The organism is Ideonella sp. (assembly GCF_041918995.1).
Classification (GTDB): domain Bacteria; phylum Pseudomonadota; class Gammaproteobacteria; order Burkholderiales; family Burkholderiaceae_C; genus Ideonella.
On record NZ_JAYRUN010000016.1, the window covers coordinates 1 to 12959 of the forward strand.

Below are 12959 nucleotides of genomic sequence, written 5' to 3' on the forward strand. Positions count from 1 at the left end.
CCGGGGCCGCGGGCTGGTGGGCCGGCCTGGGCGCCACCGGCGCGGTGCTCGCCGGCCTGGCGGTCGCGGCCGCGGCGGCCGGGGGCGCCGCCGCCGCCGGCCTGCCGCTGTGGCGTGCCTCGCAAGCGCGCGCACTGGCCGAAGAGGCCGCCCGCCGCCACCTGGCCACCTGGCTGTCGGCCACCGCGCACGGCCACATCGACCTGGACGCCCGCGGGCGCGTGGTGGCCAGCGGGGCGCGCGGCGGCACCGATGTCTTCGCCGGCCGGGCGCCCGAGCGCGGCCGCTCGCTGTGGAGCCAGGCCTCGCTGCACCTGCAGCCGGAGCAGATCCGCCGCCTGCGCCGCGCGGTGCATGCGCACGAGGGCTGGCCCGAGCTCGAGCTGGAATGGACGGGCACCGACGGCGCGACCCGGCCGGTGGGCCTGTCGGGCGTGCCGCGCCACGGGCCCGACGGGCGCTTCGCCGGGCACTGGGTGCTGGTGCGCGACCGCGCGGCCGAGGTGCATGCGCGCGACGCGCTGCGCGCCACGGAGACCCGCTACCACGACCTGTTCCGCCGCATCCCGCTGCCGCTGGTGCTGCACCGCAGCGGTGTGGTGCTGGACGCCAACCCCGCCGCCGTGGCGCTGTTCGGCTACAGCGACCTGAACGCCATGGTGGGCGACAACCTGCTGGCCTGGTACGCGCAGGGCGACGAGCGCGAGCGCGCCCGCACCCGCCTGCAGGAGGTGCAGGGCATGCCGCTGGGCCAGCCGCTGCCGGCCACCGAGTACCGCATCCGGCCGCCGTCCGGCGGTGAGCTGCTGGTGCAGGTGAGCAGCGCCCCGGTGGAGGTGGACGATGGCCGCGCGACCCTGTCCATCTACACCGACGAGACGGAGCGCCGCGCCTCCGAGCAGGCGGTGCGCCGCTCCGAGGCCCTGCTGTCGCACCTGGTCAAGACCAGCCCCGACGCCATCACGCTCACCGAGATGTCCACCGGGCGCTACCAGATGGTGAACCCCACCTTCGAGCGCATCACGGGCTATGCGGCGCACGAGGTGATCGGCCGCACCGCCGGAGAAATCGCCATCTGGGTGCACGCGGCCGAGCGCGACCGCCTGGTGCAGGCCCTGCAGCGCGAGCACACCGTGCAGAACCTGCCGTGCACCTTCCGCAGCCGCGACGGCTCGCAGGTGCTGATGCTGCTGTCGGCGGCACGCTTCGAGATGGACGGGCGCGACTACCTGGTGATCGCCGCGCGCGACGTGACCGCCACGGAACAGGCCCGGCTCGAACGCGAGGCCATCCTGCAGAACGCGCTGATGGGCATCGCGCTGACGCGCGACGAGCGCTTCATCCTCGTCAACCCGCGCTTCGAGCAGATGCTGGGCTGGCCGGCCGGCCACCTCGTGGGCCAGCACGCCAGCGTCGTCTTCCCCAGCCCGGCCGACCACCAGGCCGTGGGCCGCGAGGTGGGCCCCGTGCTGTCGCTCGGCGAGCAGATCGAGATCGAGCGGCCGCTGATGCGACGCGACGGCAGCATCTTCCTGTGCCGGCTGCTGGCGAAGTCGCTCAGCCCCACCGAGCCCGTGCGCGGCGGCACCATCTGGCTGGCCGAGGACGTGACCGAGAAGCGGCAGGTCGAGCAGGCGCTCGCCAAGGCGCGCGACGAGGCCGAGGCCGCCAGCCGCGCCAAGAGCGCCTTCCTGGCCAACACCAGCCACGAGATCCGCACGCCGCTGAACGCCCTGCTGGGCCTGGCGCGGCTGGCCCGCCAGCCGGGCGTGGACGAGTCGCGCCGCCACCAGTACATCGAGCAGATCAGCGACTCGGCAGAGACGCTGTCGGGCATCCTGTCGGACATCCTGGACCTGTCCAAGATCGAGGCCGGCAAGATGCACCTCGACCACGAGCCCTTCGACCTGCACGGCCTGCTGCGTGCCATGCACCAGGCTTACGGCTCGCTGGCCGACACCAAGGGCCTGACCATGTCCATCGAGCTGGACGACGACCTGCCGCCGGTGGTGGTGGGCGACCCGGTGCGCGTGCGGCAGATCCTCAGCAACTTCCTCAACAACGCGCTGAAGTTCACCGAGTCGGGCGGCATCCGGCTGTCGGTGCGGTGCGCGCGCGGCCACCGGCTGCGCTTCGAGGTCACCGACACCGGCCCGGGCATCGACGAGCTCCAGCAGGGCGCGCTGTTCCGGCCCTTCTCGCAGGTGGACGTGTCGCGTGCGCGGCGCGTGGGCGGCACGGGCCTGGGCCTGTCCATCTGCCGCCAGCTGGCCGAGAAGATGGGCGGCGAGGTGGGCGTGGTCAGCGTGGTGGGGCAGGGCAGCTGCTTCTGGGCCGAGCTGCCGCTGCCGGCCGGCGACGCCGACGCGCTGGACTCCACCTCCAGCGGCTTCGGCGCCGACCCCATCAGCGGCTCGCGCGTGCTGATGGTGGAGGACAACGCCGTCAACATGATGATCGCGGTGGCCCTGCTGGAGCAGTGGGGCGTGGAGGTCGCCCAGGCCGGCGACGGCCACGAGGCCATCGAGGCCGTCGCCCGCGCCCATGCCAGCGGCCGGCCGTTCGACGTGATCCTCATGGACGTGCAGATGCCGGGCATGAGCGGGCACGAGGCCACGCGCGTGCTGCGCGAGGCGCACCCCAAGGAGCGCCTGCCCATCATCGCGCTCACCGCGGCCGCCCTGGTGTCCGAGCGGGACCTGGCCCTGGCGGCCGGCATGAACGACTTCCTCACCAAGCCCATCGACGCGGCGCGCCTGCGCAACACGCTGGCCCGCGCGCTGCGCACCCGCGACCACGCCTGAGCGCCCGGGGTGCGGCGCCGCACCCGCGACAATGCGGGCCCCCTTCCCCGCCCCGAGAGGTCGCCCGTGTCCCTGCCCGTTCGCCTGCGCCGCCGCCAGTTCCTCGCCGCCGCCGCCGCCACGCCCTGGCTGGCCCACGCCCAGCCCCCCGCGCCCACGGTGCTGCGCGTCACCGCCATCCCCGACGAGGCGCCCACCGAGCTGGCGCGCAAGTTCGCGCCGCTGGGCCGCTACCTGCAGCAGCAGATGGGCCTGAAGGTGGAGTGGACGCCGGTCACCGACTACGCCGCCGCCGTCGAGGCGCTGGTGAACCGCCAGGTCGAGCTGGCCTGGTTCGGCGGCTTCACCTTCGTGCAGGCCAGCGTGCGCTCGGGCAACCAGGTCGTGCCGCTGGTGCAGCGCGAGGAGGACACGCGCTTCCGCTCGGTGTTCATCACCGACGCCGCCAGCCCCGTGCGTGCCCTGGCCGATGTGAAGGGGCGCTCGCTGAGCTTCGGCTCCGCCTCGTCCACCTCGGGCCACCTCATGCCGCGCAGCGCGCTGCTGGCCGCCGGCATCGTGCCCGAGCGCGACTGCCGGCGCATCGCGTTCTCCGGCGCGCACGACGCCACCATCCTGGCGGTGGCCTCCGGCAAGGTGGACGCCGGGGCGCTGAACATCTCCGTGTGGGAGAAGTTCGTCGCCGAGAAGAAGGTGGACCCGGCGCAGGTGCGCGTGTTCCACACCACCGCGCCGTACCACGACTACAACTGGTCGGTGCACGCCAGCCTGCCCGCGGCCTGGCGCGACAAGCTGCAGAAGGCCTTCCTGGCGCTGGACGCCGCCCAGCCCGCGCACCAGGAGATCCTGGGCCTGCAGCGCGCCACGCGCTTCGTGCCGGCGGCGCCCGAGCACTACGCCGGCATCCGCAGCGCGGCCGAGCAGGCCGGGCTGCTGAAATGACGCGCCGCCCGTGATCGAGCTCCTCGGCCTGGACGCCCCCGCCGCACCGGGCAGCCCGGTGGCGGCCCTGCGTGGCGTGCACCTGCGCGTGCAGGCGGGCGAACAGCTGGCGCTGGTCGGCGCCTCCGGTGCCGGCAAGACCAGCCTGCTGCTGGCGCTCGCCGCGGCCACCCGCCCCCTGGCCGGGCAGGTGCGCCTGTTCGGCCAGGACCCCTGGGCGCTGCGCAGCGCGGCACGCCAGCGCCTGCGCGCCCGGCTCTGCCTGGCGCCGCAGCAGCCGCCGCTGCCACCGCGGCAGCGCGTGGTCACCGCCGTGCTGGCGGGCCGGCTGCCGGCCTGGGGCCTGGCACGCAGCCTGGCCACGCTGTGGCAGCCGGGCGCGCAGGCGGCGCTGGCCGCCCAGGCCCTGGCGGACTTCGGGCTGGCCGACAAGCTCTGGTCCCGCGTGGACCGCCTGTCCGGCGGCGAGCGCCAGCGCGTGGGCCTGGCCCGGCTGCGCGTGAGCCAGGCGCCGCTGTGGCTGGTGGACGAGCCGCTGTCGGCCCTGGACCCGGTGCGCGCCGGCCAGGCCCTGGCCGCCCTGCAGGACGCCGCGCGCGCCGAGGGCCGCACCCTCGTGTGCTCGCTGCACCAGGTGGCGCTGGCGCGCAGCCGCTTCGCCCGCGTGGTGGCGCTGCAGGCCGGCCGCGTGGTGTACGACGGCCCGCCCGAGGGCTTCGACGAGGCCGGCTGGCAGGCGCTGTACGCCGCGACGGCCGAGCCGGCCGGGCCCGCCGCGTCGGCCGATGGCGGCGCCGGCGCCGAGCCGGCGTGCCCCCAGGCGCTGTGCCGATGACCGCACCGGCGGCCGGCGCCGCGGCGCGCGACCCCGCCTGGCTGCGCCGCTGGGGCGGGCTGCTGCTGGCCGCCGCCCTGGCCTGGCCGCTGGCGGTGTGGTGCGAGTTCGACCCGCGGGTGCTGTTCGAGCCGCGCGGGCTGGCCGCCACCGGCCGCTTCATCGCCAGCTTCGTGCCGCCGCGCCACGACGCCGAGTTCCTCGCCCTGCTCGCGGCCGAGACCTGGCGCACGGTCGCCATCGCCACGGCCGGCATGACCATCGCCTTCGCCGTGGCGGTGCCGCTGGCGCTGCTGGCCACCACGCGCCTGTCGCTCAGTGCACTGGCCGGTCGCATGGCCGCCGGCCCGGCCGCCGCGCGTGCGCTCGTGCGCGCCGGGATGGTGGTGCTGCGCTCGGTGCCCGAGCCGGTGTGGGCGCTGCTGTTCGTGCGCGTGGTGGGCCTGGGGCCGACCGCCGGCGTGCTGGCCATCGGCATCGCCTACGGCGGCATGCTGGGCAAGGTGTACGCCGAGATCCTGGACAGCACCGACCCCGCGCCCACCCAGGCCCTGCTGCGCAACGGCGCCAGCCGGCTGCAGGCGCTGTGGCACGGCACGCTGCCCAGCTGCGCCGACGAGTGCCTGAGCTACACCGTCTACCGCTGGGAGTGCGCCATCCGCTCGTCCGTGGTGCTCGGCTTCGTCGGCGCGGGCGGCCTGGGCCAGCAGCTGGACACCGCGGCCAAGATGTTCGCGGGCGCCGAGGTGGCCAGCATCCTGCTCGTCTTCGTCGCCCTGGTGGCGCTGTCGGACCGCCTGAGCCTGTGGCTGCGGCGGCTCATCGCATGAGTGCCCCGCGCCGTGCCCCCGCGCTGGCGACGCTGGCCGCCCTCGTGGCGCTGGTGGTGGCCAGCTTCTGGAGTGTGGACCTGCGGCTGGCCGGGCTGTGGGGCGACGGCGCCGGCGAGCGCCTGGCGCGCTTCGCGGCCGGCTTCTGGCCGCCCGCCGGCGAGGCGGCCTTCCTGCGGCTGGTGGGCCGGGCGGCGGCCGAGACCTTCGCCATGTCGTTGCTGGGCACCGCCCTGGCCACGGTGGCCGGCCTGGCGCTGGCCCTGCCCGCCAGCCTGCGCCCCGACGAGGGGGTGGACGCGCCGCGGTCCTGGACGGCCTGGCGTGCGCTGGCCCGGCTGGCGCTGAATGCGCTGCGCGCCGTGCCCGAGCTGGTGTGGGCCGCCCTGCTGCTGGTGGCCGCCGGCCTGGGGCCCCTGGCCGGCACGCTGGCCCTGGCCCTGCACACCACCGGCGTGCTGGGCCGCCTGTTCGCCGACGCGGTGGAGAACGCGCCGCCCGGCCCCGCGGCCGCGCTGCGCTGGCGCGGCATGGGCCCGCTGCGCGTGTTCGCCTGGGCGCAGGCGCCGCAGATCGCGCCGCAGCTGCTGAGCTACAGCCTGTACCGCTGGGAGAACAACATCCGCGCCGCCGCCGTGCTGGGCGTGGTGGGCGCCGGCGGCCTGGGGCAGATGCTCAGCGTGCACCTGGGCCTGTTCCAGCTGCGCGAGGCCGGCACGGTGCTGGCCGCCACCATGGCGCTGGTGCTGGCGGTGGACGGCCTGTCCGTCGCCTGCCGGCGGCTGATGCTGCGCTGAGCCGCCGGCGGCGGGCACCGCGCTTGCTCGGCCGGTGCGTCGCCGCTGGTCACCGGAGGTCCGCATGTCGATGGCCGGCTGGTCGTTGTTCGCCGGGATGCTGCTGCTGTCCATGGTGCTGCTGGGCACCCTGTTCGGCCGCCTGCCGCTGAGCAGCGCCATGGTCTACCTGGCAGTGGGTGGGGCGCTCGGCCCCGGCGCCATGAATGTGCTGGCTCCCGACCCTGCCGGCGCCACCCGCCTGCTGGCGATCGTCGCCGAGGCGGCACTGCTCATTTCGCTGTTCGCGGTGGGCCTGCACCTGGGCGTGCCGCTGCGCAGCCGCCGCTGGTGGCTGCCGGTGCGCCTCGCATTTGTCTCCATGGCCGCCATGGTGGCCATGATCGCGGCGGTGGGCGTGTGGGGGCTCGGCCTGTCCCCCGGCGCTGCCATCCTGCTCGGCGGCATCCTGGCGCCGACGGACCCGGTGCTCGCTTCCGGTGTGCAGTCCGACCCGGGGCCGCGCCCGGATCGACTGGGCTTCAGCCTGGCGGGCGAAGGCGGGCTCAACGACGGAGCCGCGTTTCCGTTCGTGATGCTGGGGCTGGGCCTGATGGGCCACCACGATCTGGGTGTCGGATTGCTCCACTGGCTCGCGGTGGACCTGTTGTGGGCGACGCTGGCCGGGGCGGCCATCGGCGCCGGCCTGGGCACGCTGACGGGTCGGCTCGTGGTGTACCTGCGTGCGCGCCACCAGGAGGCCGTGGGGCTGGACGTGTTCCTCGGCCTGGGTGTGATCGGGCTGTCCTATGGCATCGCCCACGCAGCCATGGCATCCGGGTTCCTCGCGGTCTTCGCCAGCGGGCTGGCGCTGCAGCGGGTGCGCGAACGGCCGGCCCCCGGCAGCCGGCCGCTGGAGGCATCGCCGGCAGCGGCCGGTCACTCCTACGAGGTCCTCGCCACCCACTCGCACCATGCCAGCGCCACGATGCGCGACACCGTCCAGCTCTTCAACGGGCAGCTCGAAAAGCTGGCCGAGCTGGCCCTGGTGCTGCTGGTTGGCGCCATGCTGTGGTACGCCCCGCCGGTGGCCGCGACGTGGTGGTTCGTGCCCCTGGTGCTGCTGGTGCTGCGACCGCTGTCCACTCTGCCCGCTACCGTGGGCGAGCGCCTGGCGCCGGCTCAGGCCGGTCTCATCGCCTGGTTCGGCATCCGCGGCGTGGGTTCGGTCTACTACCTGCTGTTCGCCCTGCGTCATGGCCTGGAGGCACCCACCGCTCAGCTGCTGGTGACGCTGACCTTGTGGACCGTGGCGGCATCGATCATGCTACACGGGCTGTCCGCCCAGCCGGTGATGCAGCGATACGCAGCCCGGTGAAGCGCCCTGCGGGCCAGGGCGGCGGCCCGGGCCGCCGGCTTCAGGGCGCCGCGCCGGGCCTCTCGGCCGCCCGTTCCGGCAGCACTCGGTGGATCTCGTCGGCCAGCCGGCGCAGGTCCATCGGCTTGGCCAGGTAGCCGTCCATCCCGGCCGCCAGGCACTCCGCGCGTCGCCGGTCCACGTCCTCCCCGCTCGTGGAAGCGACGATGGGAAATGGCGGCACGATGCCCACCTGTTGCCAGGCACGCAGGTGCTGGGTGGTCTGCACCCCGTCCAGCTCGGGCATGTCCATGTCCATCAGCACCACGTCGGGCGCCCGTTCGCGGCACAGCTGCAGGGCTTCCCGGCCGTTGGTCGCCACGGTCACGTCGTAACCCAGCAGTTCAAGCTGCCCGCGGGCGATGAACTGGTTGACGTCGCTGTCGTCCACCACCAGCACGCGGCGTGCGTCGTGCACGTACAGCGGCATGGGCGAGGTCTCGCGCGACTCGGGTGTGGAGGTGAGCGCATCCACATGCTGCGTCAGGCGCTCCAGGTCCCGCGGGCTCAGCGGCAGAGGCCGGATGTCCACCGGGCTGTGCGCCCGCGCGTCCAGCGTGGACGAGCCGGCCAGCACGGCCAGCACGACGCGGGTGGCCGGCAGCGCACGGCTGACCGGCTCCAGCGCCGCCAGCTCCTGCCCATCGACCTCGGCCACCAGCAGCAGCAGCGGCAGCGTCTGGCCACTGCTGCGATCCAGCGCCAGGCGGTGGATCGCCTGATCCAGCGCGCCGAACTCGGCCACCTGCCAGCCCAGGCGCCGCAGGCGCCGTGCCACCGAATCCAGCCCGCCCGGGACCTCGCTGACCGTAAAGGCGATCACGCCTTCCGCGTCCGGCAGCGGGGACGGCCCCGGCACTTCTTCGCCCTCGACGTCCACCGTGAGAGAGATGAAGATGCCCTCGTGGCCGGCGTAGGCAAACTTCACCTGTCCGCCGGTGGCAGGGCATACCCCAGAAATGCGCATCGCCCCGCTGCTGCCGTGTGCCGCCTCGGGCCCGGCCTCGAGCTGCAGGCGCGCCAACACCTCCGCGATGCTCGAAAAGCACGCCGTGGCGCCCGCGCCGGCCAGGTGCAGCGTGGCCTTCCACCGGCCGTCGGTGCCGCAGGCGACAGCGGAAGTGAAGACCAGGAACCCGGTCTCGAAGCAGTCGATCAGGCCGCGTAGCAGGCGGTGGGTGCCCGCGCGCAGGACGGCGTGTTCGCCCGCCAGCTCAAAATACGCGCCGTCGAAATCCAGGTAGTAGACGAGCGCCTTTTGCCGAACCAGAGGCAGCACTTCACGCACGCTCTGGGTGAAGAGCTCGGAAAACTCCATGGTGTCTCCTTCGATGTGCGAAGCGCGAGGGCAATCGGGCGGCTCGGCAACGGGCGCTCCCGCCCCGAACGCGGTATGGTGGGGTAGTGGACACCAACGACGCCCTCCGCCTGGACCTGCCGCTGCACATCGACGCCGGGCCCTTGCGGCTGCAGGTGCCGCAGGCGGGCGACGGCGCGGCCCTGTGCGAGGCGATCACCGAGTCGCTGACCGACCTGCGCCGTTTCCTGTCGGCCCTGCCGTGGGTGGCGGCCGAGCCCTCGCCGGCCGCGTCGGAGGCCTGGTGCCGGCGTTCGCACGCCAACTTCCTGGCGCGCACCGACCTGCCCTTCCTGATGCACGAGGCCGCCACCGGCCGCCTGCTGGGCGCCTGCGGGCTGCACCGGCCGGACTGGCAGGTGCCCAAGCTGGAGATCGGCTACTGGTGCCGGTCGGGCGCCCAGGGCCGGGGCTGGGTGGGCCGGGCCGTCATCGCGCTCACGGAGTACGCGTTCACTCACGCCCAGGCGGTGCGGGTGGAGCTGGTGACGGACACCGAGAACACGCCCTCGCGCCGCGTGGCCGAGCGCTGCGGCTTCACGCTCGAAGGGGTGCGCCGCCACGCGCTGCGCAACCCGGCCGGCCAGCTGCGCAGCCTGTGCGACTACGCCCGGCTGCGCGACGACGCCGCCTGACGCCCCGGCGCCACCAGGCGTGCAATTGGCCTCACCAGGCCTCACCGGCCGCCCCGGGCCGCATCAAGTGATCGGCTGTTCGGCCGACAAGGCATGTCTGTCCCGACATTCCTTGACGGCCGTCAGCCGCGTCGCATGCCACGCCGCGCCGGCCCCGACACCATGCCATTCACCACAGTTCGCGCCAAGCTCATCGCCGCCAGCGTCGGCACCGTGACGGTCGCCATGGCCTTGCTGGCCGGCATCAACCTCTTCGTCGTGCAACGCGCCGCCCGTGCCGCAGCCGACGAGCGCATCGCCTCCGTGGCCGACAGCAACGCCCGCCAGCTGGGCGAGTGGGTGGCCGCCCGGACTGACGTGATCGTGTCCCTGGCCCCGGCGGTGGACGCCGCCGACGCGCTGCCCGCGCTGGTGCAGGCCAGGACGGCTGGCCGCTACGACACCACCTACATCGGCTGGGCCGACAAGCGGCATGTGTTCTCGTCGCCGCAGAACCTGCCGGCCGACTGGGACCCCACGTCGCGCCCCTGGTACCAGCAGGCAGCCGCCGCGGGCAAGCCCGTGCTCACCTCACCCTACGTGGACGCCGGCACCGGCAAGCTGGTGGTGACCTTCGCCGCCCCGGTGGCCGAGGGCGGCAGCGTCAAGGCCGTGACCGCCGGCGACCTGTTCATCGACGGCGTGGTGCAGGCGGTGCGCAGCATCCGCCCCACCGAGCACAGCTTCGCCTACCTGGTGGACGCGGCCGGCGCGGTGATCGCCCACCCGGACGCCCAGCTCACGCTCAAGCCCGCCGCCGAGGTGGCCGCGGGGCTGGACGGCGCCAAGCTCAAGGCCCTGCGTGGCCAGGCCGAGCCGGCGCCGCAGGAGGTGGGCGGCCAGGCCTACCTGCTCAGCGCGCGCCAGGTGCCCGGCACCGAATGGACCTTCGTGCTCGCCATGCACGAGGGCGACGCCATGGCCGCCGTGGGCGCCATCCGCACCGCCTCGGCCGTCACGGCGCTGCTGGCCATCGGCTTGGCCGCGGCCGTGCTGGCCGGCCTGACCACGGCCCTGCTGCGCCGCCTGGGCCAGCTCACCACCGCCTTGCAGGACATCGCCTCCGGCGAAGGCGACCTCACGCGGCGCCTGGACACCCGGGGCCACGACGAGCTGGCGCAGGTGGGCGCGTCCTTCAACGCCTTCGTGGACAAGCTGGCCGCCACGCTGCGCCGCATCCAATCGACCACCGAGAGCGTGAACACGGCCGCCAGCGAGATCGCCAGCGGCAACCAGGACCTGTCCTCGCGCACCGAGCTCACCGCGTCCAACCTGCAGCAGACGGCCAGCTCGATGGAGCAGCTCACCGGCGCGGTGAAGCACACCTCGGACGCCGCCGACACCGCCCGCCAGCTGGCCGGCGACGCCGCGCAGGCCGCCGAGCGCGGCGGCGAGGTCGTCTCGCGCGTGGTGAGCACCATGCAGGAGATCCAACACAGCTCGCAGCGCATCGGCGACATCATCGGGGTGATCGACGGCATCGCCTTCCAGACCAACATCCTGGCGCTGAACGCCGCGGTGGAAGCCGCCCGCGCCGGCGAGCAGGGCCGCGGTTTCGCGGTGGTGGCGGGCGAGGTGCGGGCGCTGGCCCAGCGCTCGGCAGACGCCGCCAAGGAGATCAAGACCCTCATCGGCACCAGCGTGGACAAGGTCGAGGGCGGCACCCGCCTGGTGGTGGAGGCCGGCGGCAGCATGCAGGAGATCGTGTCCGGGGTGAAGCGCGTGAGCGAGGTGATCGCCGAGATCTCCACCGCCACGCGCGAGCAGAGCCAGGGCATCGGCCAGGTGGGCCAGGCGGTCACGCAGCTCGACCAGATGACGCAGCAGAACGCCGCGCTGGTGGAGGAATCCGCCGCTGCCGCGATGAGCCTGCGTGAACAGGCCAACGTGCTGGCCGGCGCGGTGGGGGCGTTCAAGCTGGGGCACTGAGCCCGCACCGGCACCCGCCCCGCGCGGGCGGGAAAGCAGCTCGTCCTGCGACGCAGGGCCGTTCGGCCTGAGCCCTCGACACGGCTCAGGACAGGCCTGTCGAAGGCCCTTAGCGCCGGCCGAACATCATCTGACGCGCGATCAGCCCCTTGAGCGGCGGCATGGCCTGCAGCGCCGCGATGCCCAGGCCGCGCAGCGCGGGCAGCCCCGGCAGCTGCCAGGTGAAGCTGCGCGCCAGGAAATCGGTGGCGGCGATCATGCTCCAGCGGTCCGGCGCGCGGGCCCACTCCACGCGCCGCAGCGCGGCGTCCATGTCGGCCGTGTCGCGCAGCGCATGCACCAGCGCGAAGGCGTCGCGCAGGCCCAGGTTGAGGCCCTGGCCGGCCACCGGGTGCAGCGTCTGCGCGGCATTGCCGATGCGCACCTGCCGGCCCTGCACCAGCGTGCGCTCGGCGTTCAGGCCGAGCGCGAAATGCTTCAACGGGCTCAGCGCGACCGGCCGGCCGGCGGCTTCGGGCAGCAGCGTGGCCAGCACCAGCAGGCGCTGGCGCTCGTCCAGCGGCGCCACCGGGTCGTCCTCGGCCGGCACGCACCACACCAGCGCGGCACGCCGGTGGTCGGGCGCGTCGCCCGGCTGCGCGGGCAGCGGCAGCAGCGCCACCGGGCCGTGGCGGGTGAAACGCTCGTAGGCGGTGCCGCGCACGTCCTGCGACTGCAGCTCCACCGTGCCCACCCAGGCCGTCTGGCGGTAGTCGTGCGCCAGGGCCTTGCGCGCCTGGTCGGCGAACACGCCGCCTTCGGCGATGACGGCCAGGTCGAAGGTCTCGGCGATGCCGGCGTCCAGCTCCACGCCCCCCGTGGCCACCGGCTTGAGGGCCGACACCGCCGTGCCCAGGCGGAAGTGGCAGCGCTGCGGCTGCGCCGCGCACTCGGCGGCCCAGGCGCGCTGCAGCGGCGCCACCACCTGCCCGTAGCGCAGCACGGCGCCCAGCTGCGGCACGCCCTGCTCCAGCGCGCCGAGCGTGAGCTCGGGCGTCAGCGGCAGGCCACTCAGCGTAGGCGGCGCCTGGGACACGTGCACCTGCAGGATGGGCTGCGCGTCGTCCTGCGGCCACACCTGCAGCCGCTGCAGCAGCTGGATGCTGCCCAGGCTGAGGGCCAGCGTGCGCGGGTCGCCTGCCACGTCCTTGTCGGCCGGCCGGGCGTCGAACACGGTGATGTCGGCGCCGGGCCAGAGCCGGGCGGCGTACAGCGCCAGCGTGAGGCCCACCGGGCCCGCGCCGATGACGGCCAGGCGGGTGGGGCGCAGGGCGGGAACGGAAGGCGGGGGGGCGTCGGGCGTGGGCATGGCCCGCGTATTATTCGCCGCACCTTTCAACGCCCAGCCGGAGCTCG

General features: G+C 74.4%; 10 protein-coding genes. 8 read left to right on the forward strand and 2 right to left on the reverse strand.

The genetic code is table 11. The features are described 5' to 3' along the window. The 6 genes from ACE3UN_RS14675 to ACE3UN_RS14700 form a co-directional block, all read left to right on the forward strand. Positions 1-2804 (forward strand): PAS domain S-box protein (locus ACE3UN_RS14675; protein ID WP_374675716.1); only part of this gene is annotated, 2804 nt, incomplete at its 5' end. A 72-nt stretch (positions 2805-2876) separates the two neighbouring features. Then, a complete protein-coding gene (locus tag ACE3UN_RS14680) occupies positions 2877-3746 on the forward strand; it encodes a putative selenate ABC transporter substrate-binding protein (protein WP_374675805.1) in 870 nt (289 codons plus the stop codon). A gap of 10 nt (positions 3747-3756) precedes the next feature. After that, the gene (locus ACE3UN_RS14685) at positions 3757-4581 is read left to right on the forward strand and encodes an ATP-binding cassette domain-containing protein (RefSeq protein WP_374675717.1); all 825 of its coding nucleotides are present in this window, start codon (positions 3757-3759) and stop codon (positions 4579-4581) included. After that, a complete protein-coding gene (locus ACE3UN_RS14690) occupies positions 4578-5411 on the forward strand; it encodes a PhnE/PtxC family ABC transporter permease (protein ID WP_374675718.1) in 834 nt (277 codons plus the stop codon). The genes ACE3UN_RS14685 and ACE3UN_RS14690 overlap by 4 nt, the downstream gene beginning before the upstream one ends. Further along, positions 5408-6208, forward strand: a complete 801-nt coding sequence (gene phnE / locus ACE3UN_RS14695) for a phosphonate ABC transporter, permease protein PhnE (RefSeq protein WP_374675719.1) — start codon at positions 5408-5410, stop codon at positions 6206-6208. The genes ACE3UN_RS14690 and phnE overlap by 4 nt, the downstream gene beginning before the upstream one ends. 64 nt (positions 6209-6272) lie before the next feature. Further along, entirely contained in the window at positions 6273-7565 is a 1293-nt protein-coding gene (locus ACE3UN_RS14700; RefSeq protein ID WP_374675720.1) for a cation:proton antiporter, read from the forward strand. Between the two features lie 40 nt (positions 7566-7605). Here the strand turns inward: ACE3UN_RS14700 and ACE3UN_RS14705 are convergent, their stop codons facing one another. Next, positions 7606-8922: a response regulator gene (locus tag ACE3UN_RS14705; RefSeq protein ID WP_374675721.1), complete on the reverse strand. Its 1317-nt coding sequence runs from the start codon at positions 8920-8922 to the stop codon at positions 7606-7608. Positions 8923-9008: 86 nt separating this feature from the next. Between ACE3UN_RS14705 and ACE3UN_RS14710 the strand changes: the two genes are divergently transcribed. Continuing rightward, positions 9009-9596 carry a GNAT family N-acetyltransferase gene (locus ACE3UN_RS14710; protein WP_374675722.1) on the forward strand — a complete coding sequence of 196 codons (588 nt, stop codon included), beginning with the start codon at positions 9009-9011 and terminating at the stop codon, positions 9594-9596. A 162-nt stretch (positions 9597-9758) separates the two neighbouring features. Then, entirely contained in the window at positions 9759-11564 is a 1806-nt protein-coding gene (locus ACE3UN_RS14715) for a methyl-accepting chemotaxis protein (protein WP_374675723.1), read from the forward strand. 109 nt (positions 11565-11673) lie between these two features. Here ACE3UN_RS14715 and ACE3UN_RS14720 read toward each other — a convergent pair whose 3' ends face one another. After that, the gene (locus ACE3UN_RS14720) at positions 11674-12912 is read right to left on the reverse strand and encodes an FAD-dependent monooxygenase (RefSeq protein ID WP_374675724.1); all 1239 of its coding nucleotides are present in this window, start codon (positions 12910-12912) and stop codon (positions 11674-11676) included. Positions 12913-12959 lie beyond the last annotated feature (47 nt).